A 17,166-nucleotide genomic window follows, 5' to 3' on the forward strand; every position below is an offset into this window, starting at 1 on the left:
GCCATAGCGAGCTAGATGCAGGTGAGATCTGGAATATCTATACGACTCTCACTAAAGTAGAAGATGCCTTTAGATCCCTCAAGAGTGATCTTGGACTTCGACCGGTCTATCATCAACTAGCTAGCCGAACTGCTGCTCACCTCTTCATCTCAGTACTTGCCTATCACCTCCTTAGTGCCATTGAGCTGACCTTGAGGCAAAATAACGATAAGAGAAGATGGTCAACCATCAAAGAGCAACTCAACAGTCACCGCCGAGCCACCATAGTTCTTACATCAGATAAAGGCGTTGTCTATCACATCCGCACTAGTGGTGTTTCTGAGCCGGTTCACAAAGAGATCTACCGTCTCTTAGGAGTTAGTGATCCCCTTAAACGGATAAAGACCATTGCGACGCATTTGTAGTGTCCCAACGTAAGACCACATACTCAACTAGCTGGGAGAATAGGTTGATTTTCGGAAAGATGGGCTAGTGCATCTCGGTATTGCTCGAAATCTCCGGTGAGCGATATCTTCCTTGTTGGGTTACCTTCGTCAAGAAGAACCTTACCTCCGGTGAGATCGGATACTCTTTAAGCCTGTGCTTTTGTCCGCATTATCGCGATCATGAGCACACCGCATCAATAGCACGCTGAGCTTTGTTAGCAGCCGAACTGCGACCGTAGAGGCGGACACAGAGAGACGTGAGCAGTTCCGTGACATCACGCACTAAGTCATCGTCTACCTCGGCTGGATCTACCACAACCAATTTCCTGGACTGAGCCTCAAGTGCAGCCTCTATATATTCAGCTCCAAACCGACAGAAGCGGTATCTGTGTTCTACCAGAATCGTGTCTACTGTTGGGTCTTTAAGTAACGACAGAAACTTTCGCCTATGTCCGTTAAGGGCCGAACCAACTTCGGTTACTACGCGATCTATTGAGTACCCGTGCTCTGTAGCCCAAGTGAGAACTCTGGCAACCTGGCGATCTAGGTCTGATTTTTGATCTACAGAAGACACCCGTGCATATATGACGGCAGACTTAGATACGGACGGTTGAGACTCTAGATCTCCCACCAATATGAGTTGCCCTACTTTAGCGCAGGGACAGGCAGAGTACCGGCACGATACCACTTATATGCCGTTTGAGGATGTATACCTTGGGACAGTGCCCACTCATGTAAGTTCATTACATATCGTTATAGAACATCTTTGTGCCAACTGTTGCAACCCTGTCTTTAATTTGAAGTTTCATCGCAAACCATTCACTAGCTTTTCTGTATTTTCCCCTTGTAATTACCATTGCTTGTTGAATTAATCGTGCAAACAACAGCAATGGTCCTTTTGTCGCGCGTAGTACCTCCAAAGACCATAACCTTATAGGTATGGACGGATCATCGAATGTCGCGGAGCTATTGGGACCATCTCGATTCGTTAATCGAGAGCTCTCATGGGTTAGATTTGCGGAACGGGTTATAGAGCTTTCCGAAGATAAGCAATTACCACTTTTGGAAAGAATCAAGTTTCTAGCTATCTTTTCAAGTGGTTTGGACGAGTTTTTTCAAGTTAGGGTCGCCGGATTAAAGGATCGGCTGGCCGCTAGTGTTCGTTCCAAGAGTTCGGATGGAATGAGTACCCGAGAGCAGCTAAAAGCGCTTAGGGCGCTTTTGAACCCACTTCTAGAGCGGGTTGGGATCGTCTATAGGTCGCAGATCCTCCCGGAGCTCAAGGACCATGGCGTGGAGATATTGAACTTTGGCGATCTCGGTGAAGATGATCGCCAACGCATGGTTCAAGTCTTCAATAATAGGATATTTCCAGTTTTGACACCTTTAGCTGTGGATCCCGCCCATCCGTTCCCCTACATATCAAACCTCACGTTGAGCTTGGTCGTGGTCGTAACGGATCCGATCTCAAAAGAGTCACGAATCGCTCGAGTTAAAGTGCCTCCAATCTTGCCTCGGTTCGTTCCACTTGACGACTCGACTCGATTTGTCACCCTAGAGAGCATTATTGGCGCGCATCTCGATCGACTCTTCCCAGAGATGGAGATTGGCCACCACTTTTCCTTTAGAGTAACGCGAAATGCAGACCTTTCGCTTGAAGAGGAAGAGGCGGACGACCTTCTTGAATTGGTTGAGATTGAACTTAGGCGTCGGCGCTTTGGGCGCGCGGTGAGGGTCGAAATCTCTCAGGGTGCACCGGCTTGGATCAAGGAAGTCATCATAGACGAGTTGAGGCTTCATAGAGATGACGTCTATGAAGTTGACTTTCCTCTAGATCTCTCAGGGCTTTGGGCTGTCTATGACATTGATATTCCAGAGATCTCTGGACCGCATTTTTCACCAGTTACCCCCGTTGAACTCGTTGAATCGACTGCCTCGCGTAGGGTCAATGTCTTTGATGTATTGTCGTCCCAAGATATATTGTTGCATCATCCTTATGAGTCGTTTTCAACCACGGTTGAAAACTTTATCGAAGCGGCTGCAGTCGACCCGAGTACCCTGGCAATCAAGCAGACGCTCTATAGGACTTCAGGTGATTCAAGAATTATGGCAGCGCTAATTAGGGCTGCTGAAGCTGGAAAGCAAGTTGCAGTATTGGTAGAGCTAAAGGCGAGATTTGACGAGCAGGCAAATATCTCATGGGCAAAGCGACTTGAGGAGGCAGGGGTACACGTTGTCTATGGTCTAATGGGTCTCAAGACTCACATAAAGGCAGCCTTGGTGATTAGGGCCGAAGAGCAAGGGAGCAGAATTTACTGTCATCTTGGAACCGGCAACTACAACTCAAAGACTGCTCGTGCCTATGAGGATTTAGGCCTTTTGACTTCGAATCCCGAAATCGGACGAGACCTTGCCGAGGTCTTTAATCTCCTCACTGGCTTTTCTCGCCCCGGACAATATCAAAAGATGATATTGGCCCCAGCATTTTTGAGGTCGCGGTTGATAGAGCTAATTGACGAACAGGCTGAACGAGAAGATGCTGGTAGGATCATTATCAAGGTGAACAATCTGACTGATCCAGCTATTATCGACGCACTCTATGCTGCGTCGGGGCGTGGCGTTAAGATCGACATCATTGCACGTGGGATCTGTTGTCTTCGTCCTTTGGTTCCGGGTTTATCCGATAACATCATCGTCAAATCTATCGTCGGGCGATACCTAGAGCACTCCAGAGTCTTTGCTTTTGGGGGTACTAAAGAGAATCCAGTGAGAATCTGGGTCGGTTCGGCAGATCTCATGGAGAGGAACTTGGATCGACGAATCGAGGCGATATTTCCGATTGAGGCCGAGCTAGACAAGGCGCGAATTTTGGATATTCTTCGCCTTAATTTAGATGATGACATGTTCTCTTGGTCCATGGATTCGTCAGGTTTTTACGCCCGCATGGAGACCAAGGTTGGAATCTCGGTGCAAGATCGTCTTTGCGAACTTGCGACCGAAGAGGCAAGACGTACGCAATCGTCGTCTATCGAGACGATTTTTTGATGGATATTCCTGAAATAGGGGGAGCTTTGAATACAGAAGACGAAGTGAAGCTCGAGGTGGAGATCGACTATTCTCCACCAAGACTCACTATTGGTGAAGGTTTGGACGAGATTGAAATTCTTCCAGAGGTTCATACCTATACGCTGTATTTTGATTCATCTGATGGGGCTCTGTCGAATGAAAGCATGGCGTTGAGATTTAGGTACCGCCTTGGTGTTGATCATGCCTCGACATTAGGTGGTCGTATCCATCCCGAAGGCGATCAGCTTGGAGTTTGGGCGTTGAAGACCAAGGGCGAAGTTATTGAAGCTGATGGCGTTCGAACCACCTCAAGAATAGAGATTGAAGATCGTAGCACCTTTTCGGAGATGCCCGGAAATATTGTTCACGCATTTCCATTAGTAGCTGAGAAGTTTGGTTCGCTTGTATTGGTGGCTGCTCTGGAGTCACGGAGAAATAGCCACATTATAGGCGCACGGGGCTCTAGGCTTATTGAGATCGACGACGATATAGTCAATGTTATCGATCTATGTCAACCTTCTAAATCAAAGCTTACCTTTCGGGAGATCGAGCTTGAGTTGCTGGACAAAAGTGCAGTTGCCTTGCGATCGACTTTAGTCTCATCATTCCTTGAAGCTGGAGCGAAATATGCTAGCGCGGGCTCCAAACTAGAACGTGCGATATCCGGCTCTTAGGCTAAATCTATCACTTGTAGTTCGGCGAAGTTCATCTAGGGGCGTTAATGCGTCAAGGACAAGGATTCGGATCTCTACTAAAGCCCAGACAAGTTGTCAGGTCGTCGATAATTGTATTTTGGTGCGTTACCGCGACGCTTTATTGTGGCATATTATTTTTATCAAAGCGCGCCGGAAAACCCCGTCCGTAAGGGCGGGGATGAATAGGCGCAGTTCTCTTTGCTTAAAGGACTCAATCTGTTTGTTGACAAGTCCAACTAAAGTCCAGCGTGCATTTGGTCGATAGGTATAGATATGAGCATTCGAGAGCGCTTGTACCCAGAGGATGAGGAACTACCCATTCTGGTACAACACTGCTCCGATGCTCGTTTTGTTTGGAATCTTGGCCTCGAACAACGCAACTTATGGGTTAGGGGTAGGTCACAAAAGATCACCTACAACACCCAAGCTAAGGAACTCACCCAAGCCCGCAAAGAGACTTGGTTAGAAGAGGGTTCTTCTGCAATCTAACAACAAGCCTTGAGAGACTTAGACCGTGCTTTTCAAAACTGGTGGGGAAGGCCAGATCACTTCAAGCGACCGACATGGCGTAAGGCTGAGATAAATGAGGGCTTTGCCATACGGGACTTATCCGTAAAGAGACTCAACCGTAAGTGGGGCGAGGTATTAGTCCCAAAGTGTGGATGGGTGAAGTTCCGTGTTAGTCGTAAGTGGCTCGATATAGAAAACTCCACCTCTGCACGAGTAACTAAGGATCGCTCTGGTAGGTGGTTTGTTAGCTTTACCGCTCCAGCCTCTCAGATGGATAGAGTCTCTACCGGTTCTTCTATTGGGATCGATATGGGCATCTCTTCTACAGTTACCTTATCCAATGGCGAGCAGATGCAGATGCCAGAGCTACTAACCAAAGGCCAGCTCCAGAGAAAAAGGAGACTCCAGAGAAAGCTAGCTCGACAGAGCAAAGGATCTAACCGTAGAAAAGCTACCAAGCTAGCCATAGCCAAGCTATCAGCTAGGGAAGTAGATCGTCGTAAGGATTGGATCGAAAAGACAACAACCAAGTTGACCCATGACTATGACACAATTGTCATAGAAGATCTAAAGATCAAGAACATGACCAAATCAGCCAAGGGGACAATTGCCAACCCTGGCAAGAACGTAGCAGCCAAGTCCGGCCTAAACAGATCGATCCTGGAACAAGGCTGGGGGATCTTTAGAAAGAGACTCAACGACAAAGCTACCAATGCTCAAGTGCCAGTTAAAGTAACATCTATCAATCCTGCATATACAAGCCAGCGTTGTTCGGTATGTGGCCATACGATGAGAAAAAACCGCAAGAGCCAAGCGGTCTTTTCTTGTCAATCGTGTGGTCATATAGATAACGCTGATGTAAATGCAGCTAAAAACATAATTGCCGCAGGGCTTGCGGTCACAGGACGCAGAGGGATATTGCAGGCGAAGTCTGTTTCGACTAAGCAAAGCAACCCGATGAAGCGTCAACCACTTATACCTGCATAAAAGCAGGTATAGGAAGCCCCGTCCGTAAGGGCGGGGAGGATGTCACCGTTTTGATCTCTTTTTGACCTATTTTTTTCGCTGTAACTTCGCCTTGCTGGATAGAGGGTAAGTTGAATTTTCGGCGATTGTGGTTTTTGGATGGTACGGTCTTGTGGTGCCTTTGGCCTACTGAGTGAAATCACAGAGATAAAGTCCATATACCCATGATCGTGGCAATCATCTTGGTGAAGAGTTTATCACAAGAGGTCATGGCAGAATAGCGGTACTTTGATTGGTCAATCTAGGCTCTGCGGTGAAAAATTTGAAGAGATTCAGAGTCTTTCTTTGCGGTTAGTACTAGTAATGCGAAGGGTTTTTGAGGTCTAATGGGCTTTGTTCCGAGTCATTTCTTGTTGATGAACAACGCTTTAGCAGCGCGAAGGTTGCTCGAGGTGGCAATACTCGCTAAGTTGGTTGGGTACTATCTTTTCGACCATAAGCTTTTGTAAGAGTGAATTTGCCATTAATAGTTTCATGATTTAATAAGGAGCCAGACCTGAAGACTTTCAGCTCTTTACGATGGATATTCGTTCCCTTCTTGGTTGCGCTTTTATGTAGTTGTGGGGTATCGTCCACAATCTCAAGCACATCCAATGCAGCTACTCAAGCCATCTCTCTATCAAAATGGATAACTCAATATGGGATTCCGGATGTTTCTCAATTGAATTCAAATTTAGGATCGATAGTGAGTTCAGTTTCACATGGGAATATTCCACTTACAGCGAGTGGCTGCCTGAAGCTGGAATCTACTGTATCAAAGATGGTCTCTCAACCTGTAGCACCAGAAAGTCCGCTCTCGTCGGATTGGAGCAGGACGCTCTCTGACGCGAAGGATTTTGCCGATTCTTGTAGTAGCGCTTCATCTTCTAATTTCGCCACCAATGTTCCTAAGATGGATAAGTCTATTCAGTCGTTGACCTCGGATATCGCGAGGATAACCTCTGATTTGACTCCCAAAGTTGGTTGATTGGCAAAATCTTCTCCATGGTTACGAAAGGACTAAAGCGTTGTTATGAGCGAGTCGCATTATCGGGATCAGCAAGTTAAGCTCGGAAAAAGTTTTGGCGCAGTCGCGGATCATTATGGGCGTGCGCGCCCTAGCTATCCGATTGATTGTATAGATCCAGCTACTGTAAAGGGTAAAAAGGTCGTTGAAATTGCTGCTGGTACCGGAGCTCTTACTAAGCGTCTTAGCAGCTTGGACCCGGCATTATTGATTCCAACGGACCTTTCTGTGCAAATGCTTCAGGACTTGCAGCGGTCCAAGCTAAAGGTCGAACCTTTCGATATGGTTGCGACTAAGGCAGAGGACCTTTCGTTTCCAGACGGTATGTTTGACACGATCTTTGCCGCCCAAGCTGCGCATTGGTTTGATATTGATAGATCCACTAGAGAATTTTCGCGTATTTTAGGTGGTCAGGGCAAGCTCGTTTTGATATGGAATATCCGTGACGGCAGTGTCCCCTGGGTAAGTGATTTTGACAGAGTTGTGGATTCCTATCAGAATCGAATCGTTATCGCTAGAATCGTTGAAGAAATTACGGGTACAAAGCGGTTTTCAAGCTTTTCTCGCACAAAAACTCCATTTGTGCATCGTCTTGACCCGGAGTTGGCTCGGTCGTTGATAATGAGCTTTTCGCCGGTATCCACGCTTGATTCTGTGGATCGAGAACGGGTTGTTGAAGCCGCGCTGGGTATCCTCATGGATAATTTAGATAGCGAGGGAAAGATCTCAATTCCATATGTTGCCAATGTATACACTTCGACGGTTTTGTAACCAAAGGCACTTTCAGCTAGGTTTTCTCATTCTTCTATTACGGGCCGATAAATATTTCAAGGCACGACTCAGGGTCTTTTGCTTCAAGGTCTGCTATGAGCTTTGAAAGAGTAAAGACATAATCTGATTCTTCGGCGAGACGACGGGAATAACCCAGAAATCGTTTTTCTCCGTTTCGATCTTCCCATTCTGCGCGCTCGGAGATCAATGCCACACGGACGTTACGACAACTGAGCCGCTTGAAAAGAGGCACAAAGTCTTCGTCACCGGTAAAGACCACTACGGTATCGATCCCTCGCTCGAGGGCTGCTTCGTAAGCTGTTAGCGCCAGCCATACGTCAATACCCTTTTCAGAATGCGTTCCGTTGCCCTCCGTTACTCGGTAATAATGAGGCACTATGCCCGCATACATCAAATTGTCTTCGACGTACCTTTCGCTTTCTAGGATTCTCACATAGCGATCGTCTTCGCCAAGTGCGGCAATCTGGGGCGTCTGGTATTCGTCGCCCATAATTTGACGTGGCGATTGGATTGGCCGAGCGAAGTCCCTTAGAGATTTGGTCGAATAACGTCCTTTGAAAAAATGCGCCTCTACGATCTGGTAGGAGCTAGGGGAGAGTCCGTTTTGCATTGCAAGTTGCCGAGATATCAAATCTTGGAGGCCGTTTAGGTTGATGAATTCACCCTTCGAATGAGAGAAACGATAATATCTGTTTACCTTGTCAAAAAAGGATCCATCGTAATAAAAACCGACGCGCAGCTTGTTCAAATTGTTATCCGTTCTATCGCTTGAATTATTTTAGCATCATTTATCGGGATTATAAACTAATTGATCGTGGCGCAAGCATCACGCAAAAGTGATTTTTTCATAATCATTTGACCTATTTTGTAACTTGATCTCTGCGATAGTTAGAATACTGGTGACTTGTCACAAGGTTGTGTCTTCGGGCGCAATCGAGCCACTTCTCATTCCACTATCTGTCCTTTAAAAGCTTTGGATTTGGATTTCACTTGAATGGTCGACCCTCCCAATCAAATCAGCTTCAAGCAATTCGCCAACGCTTGGCAATCACGCTCAGCTTCTATTGGGCGAGCCAGATGGCCTATTGATTTAGCGGTTTCCTATTGGGTGTGGTCATTCTAGTTTTTTGAACGGCGTTCGTTTGATCAAAAGCCAGTTTGTGCATTTTATGATGGATGATTTGATTTGAGATAAAGCTTAATTTGGAGGCCCGGGGTGTGGCATTGTCCCGCTACTGAAAGATAAGCGGCTTTGAAGGGAAGGTTTATACGTGGAACTATTACGGATTCAAACGACCATTGTTTTAAAATCCTGCTAAAGAAGGCAACGTTTTTGGGTTTTTGAGGTTTGGTTTCCCAGCTTTACGTGCGAATCGAAGAGGTATTTTGTTATGGTCTTGGCCCTTCCCAAGGGGCCAAGACTCCGTCGAAATCCAAGGCACAATAATCTAGCTGGTACAACTTTTTGATGGTTTCTTGGTACTAATGGTGGTTCGTGTCTACTTCGATCATTGGAAATAGTTGATGCGGTAAGGGTAAAAGTCAACGGAATCCGAGGACTCTCGCCTCTTGTGGTTGTAATAACAAAGGGCATTTGCTAAAGGGCGGGATTTTAAAGGATGCGCTTGACTTTCCACGGAACTTTTCCTATTTGTGTATGAAATTCGTCTTTGCAATTGTCTTGTCTGATTCGTCTATGCAAGCTATGACAAAGACGAACCTGGATTCATTTGTGATCTTTCATTCTAGGAAGAAGTTGCGCCCCCGGTAGGAATCGAACCTACGACCCACTGCTTAGAAGGCAGTTGCTCTATCCGCTGAGCTACAGGGGCGAAAATATAAATCGGTCTATAACTTTAGTCGAACGAAACGGGATTTTAGGACGCTGTTGAAGAGGATATTTTATAGTTGATTCCAGATAACTCAACAATAATTTATCTTACGGGAAAGTGTAATGGCTTTTTCGGATCTAACATTGCCATTGCCGCGCTAAACTAGTACTTTCTTGGTGGTCGTAGCTCAGCCCGGTTAGAGCGCCAGGTTGTGGCCCTGGAGGTCGGGGGTTCAAGTCCCCTCGATCACCCCAAGTTGAGACTTCTCCTACGTTTATATCGTTGGAGAAGTCTTTTTGATGTTAGCCAAAGTGTTTGATGCCGCTTTGCTAATCTAAATTCCAGATCGCCGAAGATCGTCATCTCTGTTCGTGACCGAGGCCGTGGTCTGTAGGTCCTTGTTGGCGAGCTATCTATTTTCCTTTGCCGACGGATCGAAGGCTTGCTAAAATCAATTTTGCTGACAGTTTCTCCTTCTCCTAGCTTTTTGGGACCATCAAATACTCCCTCTCTTTGGCCATTCGAGAGGTACGGCAGGTAGTGGAGATAGCTTTTTTAGGTGAGAATCAATATTGAACGGGGCGTCAGAGAAGCCAATCCATTTCAATGCGTTTATAACGTGGTGAGATTTAGGGTACGCCCAAACAGTGGGAAATTTAGAGGAGGTGCTTGCTGTCTTGGTTGAGAAATTCGGCTGATGCTGGATGAAACTCGATTTAAGCGATGCCCCCTTGCTCATTCATGACCTCTTCGAATGTCGCATAAAAAGGGAGAAGGCGAATTGAGGTCATATTTTGATTTGCGCAAAGTCAATGGTCAAATATCTTTGCCGCGCATCTCTAGGTTATCCTTGTTGATAGCCCGCAATCGCATCGTCTAAGGGCGACAAGTCGGGCAGGGTTGAGTTCTAAGGTTTGAGGTGCATCTCGTTCTGCTATGTCAGCATAAGACTGTCCCAAAATGGGGCCTTGTTTAAACGGGCGCCCATGGGTTATTAGAGCGCGACCATTAGGTGAATCTTTGAGGTGAAACGCGATTGAGAAGTGCTCTGCTCCTTGAGAATGGCCACTTTGCGTAGCGAAATGGATATTTTTTATGGAAGTCCAATTTAGCCACAGTGATCTAAGCATTAAGGTTGCTTGATAAGTGAATCACTGCCTTATCTAGTGAATCTCTGATTATATCCCATAGTCGATGAGTGCTTGTTTTTGTTGACCAAAGTAATTTTGAGATGCGAATTTTGATAATTCCGCAGTGTGATCACGGTGTGGCTGCTAAATTGATAGTTCCAAATGCGCTTCTAGCTCAACGGCAGAGCAACGGACTCTTAATCCGCAGGTTCTGGGTTCGAATCCCAGGGGGCGCACCATATTTACGCTGTTTAGAGCCAATGAACTTTTAGTTGGTGGACAAGATCAGGCAAAGCAAAGCCCGACATTGCGATAATTATGGCTCAAATCCCGTGCACGTGTCGTCAAAGTTCCTCGCTTAGTTGGGTGACACCGATAGTCGCTCGACAACCCAGTCGGTTAGTGTTTCATCAGATGCGCCGGGAACCCCCGTCCTTGCGGGCGGGGAGGGATAGTCGTACACATTAGCTCGGCCTCCGTTGGTTTTCTATATACGTGCGCAACACATCTAGACTTGCACCTCCCGCAGAGCCCACAAAGTACGATGGCGACCAGAAGTGTTCTTCCCATAGATACTTCCTTACTTGTGCTGATCTCTGCGTGCGCAGCATTCTGGCTGATACGCCTTTGAGAGAATTAACTAGACGAGATAGCTGTACGGTCGGTGGATACTCGATCAAGAGATGAACATGGTCGTCTTCGCCGTTGAACTCGATTAGAGATACACCAAAGTCCAAACAAACCTGCTCCATTACTGTTTTACAGACATCCAGTAGGTCATCATTAAAGACACCCCTTCTGTATTTGGTGACAAAGACCAAATGTGCATTTAGGGCGGAGACTACGCTTCTACCTCGACCAAATTGCTTAGGAAGTGTGCTTATTACTGTTAATGGCCATTGAGAACTGCAGGTTGTGAGCAAGATAGTCGTGCCGATCAAGATTAATGCAAACCGCAAGATAACGGACGACTTAGGAGCAACCCTGCGACTGTGCAACGCCACTGCTAACTACATATCCACAGTCGCTTGGGAGACTAGAGAGTTCTCTAGGTTTGCTATCCATCGCTTAACCTACTCCAAAGCCAAAGAGGAATTTCGCCTTGGTGCCCAAGCCACGGTGAGAACAATCGCAAAGGTAGCAGATGCCTATAACTCTGGGGACAAAAAGTTTAGACGCACGCGCAAGAGGCAGTTCTCGTGGAGTTCAGCCCAGCCATTTGATGCAAGAAACATGTCTTGGTGTCTTGAAGCTAAAACGCTCAGTATATGGACAATTAATGGACGAGCTAAATCAGCACCGTTTGTCTGTGCTGATTGGCAGCTAGAACTTCTGAAACATACTCAGATCGCTGAGAGTGATCTAGTGTTTCGCAAAGGATCGTTCTATGTCTATGCAACCATTGATGTAACTGATGAGATCATGAACGAATCCCCAGATGGGTTCTTGGGCGTAGATCTTGGCATCATCAACATCGCCACCCTGTCAGATGGAACCAATTTTTCAGGCAAACACCTGAATCATGTTCGTAATCGCAATATGAAATTACGATGCAGGCTACAAAAGAAGGGAAGACGATCTGCAAAGCGCCTACTGATAAAAAGATCAGAATGTGAAGCTAGATTCGTGAAAAACACAAACCACTGCATCTCCAAGAAGATTGTTACTGAGGCTAAACGCACCGGCTACGCAATTGCCCTAGAAGATCTCGAAGGCATCCGTAATCGGGCACGGTTACCAAAGCCACAGCGAGTAGCACTCAATTCTTGGGGATTTCACTAGCTTGGATCATTTGTTCACTACAAAGCAATCCGCGTTGGTATCAAAGTGGTCTATGTTGATCCCGCCTATACCAGTCAGCAATGTTCTGCTTGTGGGCATGTAGACAAGAAAAACCGCCCTAATAGGGATACTTTTCTTTACACCAGTTGTGGGCTGTCGCTGTCAGCCGACTGGAACGCAGCTATTAACATCGCCAAGCGCGCATACGATAGCTGGGTAGTGAGTCACGCTACCGAACGCAACACAGGAGAGGCCGCATGAGCCCATATACTGCGCAACTAACGTTGCCTCGTTTAGGCGAGCCTAAGCAGTTTGCCTCTTTCTGTGATTTGCAAGCTCGGTCCTTCAGGGCCGAGAAGTTGACACCAACCTTGTCGCCTGCTATTGCTACCATCATCTTGACGGTTGGATTGTCAACCCCGAGGTGCTAGAAAAAAGATCCCCGTAAAGGTGTTAGCTATTCCATTTACAAAGTCGTGGAGCACGGCTATGTACTTTAAACCGTTGGCTGAAGTGAGTTGCATTCGAACAAAGCGGGACGAGAATTGGGTCACGTTGCCGCGAAGGATATAATTTTTTGCGGTTTGTACCATTACGTTTGAGGTTCTTAGGGTTAGGGTCCCAAATGGCGTTGGTACACCATCAACTGCCAATCTGAATTTTGAGTTTGGATCTTCGGCGAAAGTTCCTTTGAATACAACGGAAAGGTCTCCAGAAAAATTGGGGAGACCTACCGAGACGGAACCAGATGTTCTGTATTTGAGGATATTAGTTCGATGAGTCGTGGCTGTCGTCTTGATCTTTTCGGGAAAGTTCGCCTTCGGTTGTGCCTCGATCTGGACCGGATTGATTTGGGTGTCCGCGGAAGTCCCAAAGCCATTATATGTTACGAAGGTAAAGCCCAACAGTAGGATGACTAAGACTATAGTCCCTGCGACCAACCCTTTTTGCCTTAGACCGTTTGTCACGATTTCCTTCCGAGGTGGCGATTTTGGAGATCTTTCTCGGTTGTCGTCTTGTAACGATGACTTCCACAAGACTAGATCGACTAAATTATGCTAATCCTTAGCCAATGGATACTAAAGCCTTTTCTGGCAAGATTCTAAATAATCGTGATTTGCTTTCTTGTCATTATTCTACATGTGCACGCGTTGTTGTTCCACGCGGAGATGTTGGACCCCATTAGGATGTGAACATGTTGAGCAGTGAAATCGGCACCTATAGCGTTGGCTCTCTTTTGGATACGTCGAAAGCGTTATTGTCCAGCTTAGGCAGTTCGCGCGAACCATTTCGAGTCGAAGGTTTTGTATCTTTTAATGCAACAACCGCAAAGTATGACCAGATGTATCTGAGCTTGTGTCAATATGCGGATCGGAATTCGCCCGTAGGTAAGCCCATTGCCAAGTTGGATGCGGTGATTTTTCAGAGCCAACTGAAATCTATCAAGGCGTCACTTGCAACCGCCCAGATGGCTCTGGTCCCGGATCTTAGAGCGGTCTTTTTCGGTCATATTGATATCTACAAGCCCTTTGGCAAGCTTCAGCTGGTCATAGTTGGTGTAGATATCGAAAGGACTCGTCAGATAGCTGAAGGCGCAAAGGATTTACTCCGGCGTAGATTGAAAGAAGAAGGTATCTTCGATCTTAATCGAGGTTTGAATGCACCTTTAGTTCCTCTTCGAATCGCATTGGTTACATCTCGGGGTTCAGCTGCTGAGTCAGACTTTGTTACGCGTTTGGATCGCACGCATTATAAATTTTTGGTGACACCATTCTACGTGAATACCTCCGGTCAGAATGTTGCGTTCTCGATACCGGAAGCCATGGCTCGAATAAATGAGCGGTCGCATGATTTTGACATCGTCGTCTTGGCTAGAGGTGGCGGTGATCACGTGGACCTGGCTAGTTTTTCCCTTGAAGGGCCGACCCGCTCTGTTGCTACTTGTAAGGTACCGGTCTGGGCCGCAATTGGCCACTCAACCGATGATGTATTGGTTAATGAAGTGTCGAATAAGGCACTTTCTAACCCTAATGATGCCGCTAGCGAGCTTAATCGAATGGTTTTTACCTTCCATCTGAGATTAAAAGAGGCAGTAAGTAATGCTAATAGCTTCGCGCAGGAGCGGATTGAAATCGCTCGAAGTGCCTTGGTGACTCAGAAGTACATGGTCTTTGCCGGTGCCTCGAGGCAACTTGGTGGCCATAAGCAAGCGATCTCTCGTGCGGGTTGGAATTTAGGAGTGGTCGCTTGGGACTCCATCGGTGAGATCTCGAAATTGGTGGCTAGTGTAGGCGAACGGGTCGCACTTGGTCGAGATGATCTTTTGAGACATTCTCGTACTTTACTTGAGGGTGCATCGTCTCAACTGGACTGGAACCTTGTCGAGAGGATGGTAGATGATCCCAAAAAGGCCCTAGCGCGCCTCGATCGAGATCTTCTGTACGCTTCGAGTTCCTCTATAGAGAGATTTCGTTCGCAGCTGTTATCTTCCACCCTCCTGTTGAATTCAATTGATCCGAAATCTATCTTGGCGTTGGGATATGCAATCGTTGAGGTTGAAGGTAAGGTGGCAAATGAGATTTCTAAGATACGGGCTAAAGGCAAGGTTACAGTTACCATGAAGGACGGCAAATTTAATGCAACGGTCTCTAGCGTTAGCTCGATAAATTAGGTAAGGGAAAGACGAGAGTGAACCATGACAGCTGAAAATACTCCAGATGAGATTTCATTCGAGGCCGCGATTGCCGAGGTTGATGCGCTTGTTAAAAAGATTCAAAATCAACGTTCTCTAGATTCTCTAGTTGCGGATGTCAAGCGCGCCAAGGAGTTGATTACCATGTGCGAATCGAGGATCCTGGCCACCGAATCTGAGCTCGAAGAGATTTTAGGCGTTGATGGCGTTCATGCCTCTGATTCGCAATAGGGTTTGCCAAGATATGACTTTTTAATGGTCAGATGGCATTTTCTTATCTCACCAAGGCGTTGTTCGGTCTTGATTCGCGTGCTATGAGTGTAATCTATAGTGGTCCACTTTTGCGGAGGGATTAGATCTTTCTAAGCGGGCATTGCCCCCGTAGCTCAGGGGATAGAGCATTGGTTTCCTAAACCATGAGCGCAAGTTCGAGTCTTGCCGGGGGCACTATCTAAAAGCACAAGGTTTCAACCTTGTGCTTTTAGTTTTCAGCTGCAAGTTGGGCTAAATCAATGTATGTGGTTTTGTGGATGGATCGCGCGAGAGTATCGACTCACCTAGTGGTTTCGCATAGTATCTATTCATGCCACTATATGGAGAGTACGAAGCCAGTCCGAGTGACTGGGTTAGAAATCAAGTAGAGACCTATGAAAGCTCAGAAGGTAGACAAGGTAATACTTTAGGTGAATCGAACCTACCTGTCGTGATAGTTACAAGCCTAGGTAGTCGATCGGGAAAGATTAGAAAGACGCCATTGATGAGGGTGGAACACTCCGGCCAGTACGCATTGGTGGCCTCAAAGGGCGGATCAAAGGATCATCCACTTTGGTATCATAACCTCAAGGCAAGTCCTGGTTTGATAATGATCCAAGATGGCTCAAGGGTGCTTGACTATCGGGTCGAGGAGGTCTCTGGTGAAGAAAGAGAACTTTGGTGGGCTAGGGCTGTCGAGGCTTTCCCACCATATGACGAATATGCAACTAAGACTTCTCGGTTGATTCCAGTATTCGTTGCAATGCCTTTGGATCAATAGGCCGCTTTGACTCAAGGGCTCTTGGGGCAGGTCTTTTTGGAATCGCCTATTAACTTTGGACTGATCCAGCGGCATCTTGCACCGAGAAGCTTTTAGTCTTGGTGCAGTGATGTGGATCTATCGTATCGACTTGTTTGATCTTTGGGCACTTTTTGCGAGATGATGGTCTGGCCCAAAATGGTCGGGCTCTCTTTGAGGCTCAAGGGCGGCAATTTGAAGAGGCCGCCAAGGGTACGTTGCTTGCCGTAAAACTGAGTAAAAGCCCAGATGATGATGGTCTTATCACCTTTAGATGAAGATACTTTGAGACCTGGTTGAGCGAGATAGATGGGTGTGCGCTTTGAGCGACAGTTGTCAAGGGCAGCGAATGTCCAAATACCCGGACTGATTTGATTTGGAAGTTTATTTTATCGTTGCCTATCGAAGGGTAGAGGAGGATCTGAGAGAGGCCCCCTATTCGGATAGGCACGACTCATTGCTGAGCCGTGCCTACTAAGAACCTAGCGGGCAACTTTCATCGCACTAGGCTCAAGCCTTATGAAGGCCCTTTTGGAACCCGGTCATATAGCTACCAATTCTTTGGCGTTAATATACCCGTGACAGCTTTGGTGGACTAGGACCCGGTTAGAAAACGTGTCAGGTCCCCCGAGTGAACGGGGAACTATGTATCGAAGCGTCCATCTCGTTTGAGATGTGATCGCTTCGTTGTTGTTTTGACAGTTTCCATCTCGTTCACGCCAATGGCGGGCTAGCTTCTTTTTCTCCGCAGGGTTTGTGGTCATTTGACGACCGATGCGGTCCTCAAAGTATGCATCCCACTGGGGATCGAAGGGATTGGCGTCGCCTTTGATCTTGACGTGTCGAACAATAGCCCTATCGCTGGCTTTTACCAGTGTTATTACCTTGTCGTCTTTGTCCTTTACGCTAAATACCCAATTCCGGTTGCCGATGGTCATGAAGTACTTCTTCTGGTCCATTTGGTTCCCTTGTTGGGGTGGCGTCTTTTTGCCCATTGCCATAGCATTATCCATATCTCGTGATCTAGAGAGGAAAAGGCTTCCTTGGCAAGGGCATGGCGATGATAGTTCGCCCAGCCCTAGATCACCGGGTTCAGTTGCCGTATGAGACTTTCCTGCTTAGCCGTCTTGTTAGAGGAGATGATCTGGCATATTTTAGA

Annotated in this window: 15 protein-coding genes, 4 tRNA genes and 3 pseudogenes; 16 read left to right on the forward strand and 6 right to left on the reverse strand. The window is 46.8% G+C overall.

Annotated elements, in window-relative coordinates; all coding sequences use genetic code 11:
• Positions 1-404 (forward strand): annotated as a pseudogene (locus AXFE_RS19940) (IS1634 family transposase); the annotation flags it as partial.
• Between the two features lie 199 nt (positions 405-603).
• On the opposite strand, the pseudogene AXFE_RS07790 reads toward AXFE_RS19940, so the two are convergent.
• A pseudogene (locus AXFE_RS07790) lies at positions 604-1,169 on the reverse strand (IS607 family transposase).
• Between the two features lie 195 nt (positions 1,170-1,364).
• Between AXFE_RS07790 and ppk1 the strand changes: the two are divergent.
• From ppk1 to AXFE_RS07820, 6 genes are all read left to right on the forward strand, one after another.
• Complete coding sequence (gene ppk1, locus AXFE_RS07795) at positions 1,365-3,470, forward strand: polyphosphate kinase 1 (RefSeq protein ID WP_052605328.1); 2,106 nt, start codon at positions 1,365-1,367, stop codon at positions 3,468-3,470.
• The gene (locus AXFE_RS07800; protein ID WP_052605329.1) at positions 3,470-4,165 is read left to right on the forward strand and encodes a CYTH domain-containing protein; all 696 of its coding nucleotides are present in this window, start codon (positions 3,470-3,472) and stop codon (positions 4,163-4,165) included. Before ppk1 ends, AXFE_RS07800 begins: the two co-directional genes overlap by 1 nt.
• A 294-nt stretch (positions 4,166-4,459) precedes the next feature.
• Complete coding sequence (locus AXFE_RS20385) at positions 4,460-4,675, forward strand: helix-turn-helix domain-containing protein (RefSeq protein ID WP_052605330.1); 216 nt, start codon at positions 4,460-4,462, stop codon at positions 4,673-4,675.
• 9 nt (positions 4,676-4,684) lie between these two features.
• Positions 4,685-5,683 carry an RNA-guided endonuclease InsQ/TnpB family protein gene (locus AXFE_RS07810; RefSeq protein WP_052605331.1) on the forward strand — a complete coding sequence of 333 codons (999 nt, stop codon included), beginning with the start codon at positions 4,685-4,687 and terminating at the stop codon, positions 5,681-5,683.
• A 724-nt stretch (positions 5,684-6,407) separates the two neighbouring features.
• On the forward strand, positions 6,408-6,689 hold the full coding sequence (locus AXFE_RS07815) for a hypothetical protein (RefSeq protein WP_152625940.1): 282 nt from the start codon (positions 6,408-6,410) through the stop codon (positions 6,687-6,689).
• Positions 6,690-6,734: 45 nt separating this feature from the next.
• On the forward strand, positions 6,735-7,499 hold the full coding sequence (locus AXFE_RS07820) for a class I SAM-dependent methyltransferase (RefSeq protein ID WP_052605333.1): 765 nt from the start codon (positions 6,735-6,737) through the stop codon (positions 7,497-7,499).
• Between the two features lie 37 nt (positions 7,500-7,536).
• On the opposite strand, the gene AXFE_RS07825 is transcribed toward AXFE_RS07820, so the two are convergent.
• Positions 7,537-8,268, reverse strand: coding sequence for an NYN domain-containing protein (locus AXFE_RS07825; RefSeq protein ID WP_052605334.1), 732 nt, complete (start codon positions 8,266-8,268; stop codon positions 7,537-7,539).
• 1,011 nt (positions 8,269-9,279) lie between these two features.
• Positions 9,280-9,352 (reverse strand) — tRNA-Arg (locus AXFE_RS07835).
• 176 nt (positions 9,353-9,528) lie between these two features.
• Between AXFE_RS07835 and AXFE_RS07840 the strand changes: the two genes are divergently transcribed.
• Both AXFE_RS07840 and AXFE_RS07845 read left to right on the forward strand, forming a co-directional pair.
• Positions 9,529-9,606: transfer RNA gene (locus AXFE_RS07840), tRNA-His, on the forward strand.
• A gap of 1,040 nt (positions 9,607-10,646) precedes the next feature.
• A tRNA-Lys gene (locus AXFE_RS07845) sits at positions 10,647-10,721 on the forward strand.
• A 225-nt stretch (positions 10,722-10,946) separates the two neighbouring features.
• Here AXFE_RS07845 and tnpA read toward each other — a convergent pair.
• Entirely contained in the window at positions 10,947-11,366 is a 420-nt protein-coding gene (gene tnpA / locus AXFE_RS07850; protein ID WP_082058572.1) for an IS200/IS605 family transposase, read from the reverse strand.
• A 31-nt stretch (positions 11,367-11,397) separates the two neighbouring features.
• Between tnpA and AXFE_RS20390 the strand changes: the two genes are divergently transcribed.
• Both AXFE_RS20390 and AXFE_RS21380 read left to right on the forward strand, forming a co-directional pair.
• Positions 11,398-12,264 carry a transposase gene (locus AXFE_RS20390; RefSeq protein WP_152625941.1) on the forward strand — a complete coding sequence of 289 codons (867 nt, stop codon included), beginning with the start codon at positions 11,398-11,400 and terminating at the stop codon, positions 12,262-12,264.
• A gap of 18 nt (positions 12,265-12,282) precedes the next feature.
• Positions 12,283-12,525: pseudogene (locus AXFE_RS21380) on the forward strand (zinc ribbon domain-containing protein); the annotation flags it as partial.
• 152 nt (positions 12,526-12,677) lie between these two features.
• On the opposite strand, the gene AXFE_RS07860 reads toward AXFE_RS21380, so the two are convergent.
• Complete coding sequence (locus AXFE_RS07860) at positions 12,678-13,232, reverse strand: hypothetical protein (protein WP_152625942.1); 555 nt, start codon at positions 13,230-13,232, stop codon at positions 12,678-12,680.
• 227 nt (positions 13,233-13,459) lie between these two features.
• Here AXFE_RS07860 and AXFE_RS07865 point away from each other — a divergent pair, with 227 nt between their 5' ends.
• The 5 genes from AXFE_RS07865 (at position 13,460) to AXFE_RS19945 (ending at position 16,285) form a co-directional block, all read left to right on the forward strand.
• Positions 13,460-14,935, forward strand: a complete 1,476-nt coding sequence (locus AXFE_RS07865; RefSeq protein WP_052605338.1) for an exodeoxyribonuclease VII large subunit — start codon at positions 13,460-13,462, stop codon at positions 14,933-14,935.
• 24 nt (positions 14,936-14,959) lie between these two features.
• A complete protein-coding gene (locus AXFE_RS07870) occupies positions 14,960-15,187 on the forward strand; it encodes an exodeoxyribonuclease VII small subunit (RefSeq protein WP_052605339.1) in 228 nt (75 codons plus the stop codon).
• Positions 15,188-15,331: 144 nt separating this feature from the next.
• A tRNA-Arg gene (locus tag AXFE_RS07875) sits at positions 15,332-15,403 on the forward strand.
• Positions 15,404-15,539: 136 nt separating this feature from the next.
• Positions 15,540-15,989 (forward strand): nitroreductase family deazaflavin-dependent oxidoreductase, encoded by a 450-nt coding sequence (locus AXFE_RS07880; RefSeq protein ID WP_052605340.1) that lies wholly within the window; start codon positions 15,540-15,542, stop codon positions 15,987-15,989.
• 152 nt (positions 15,990-16,141) lie between these two features.
• Entirely contained in the window at positions 16,142-16,285 is a 144-nt protein-coding gene (locus tag AXFE_RS19945) for a hypothetical protein (protein ID WP_160291776.1), read from the forward strand.
• A gap of 264 nt (positions 16,286-16,549) precedes the next feature.
• Here the strand turns inward: AXFE_RS19945 and AXFE_RS19175 are convergent, their stop codons facing one another.
• On the reverse strand, positions 16,550-17,008 hold the full coding sequence (locus tag AXFE_RS19175; RefSeq protein ID WP_160291777.1) for an HNH endonuclease signature motif containing protein: 459 nt from the start codon (positions 17,006-17,008) through the stop codon (positions 16,550-16,552).
• Between the last annotated feature and the right edge of the window lie 158 nt (positions 17,009-17,166).

Origin of the sequence: Acidithrix ferrooxidans (assembly GCF_000949295.1) — a bacterium.
Taxonomy (GTDB): domain Bacteria; phylum Actinomycetota; class Acidimicrobiia; order Acidimicrobiales; family Acidimicrobiaceae; genus Acidithrix; species Acidithrix ferrooxidans.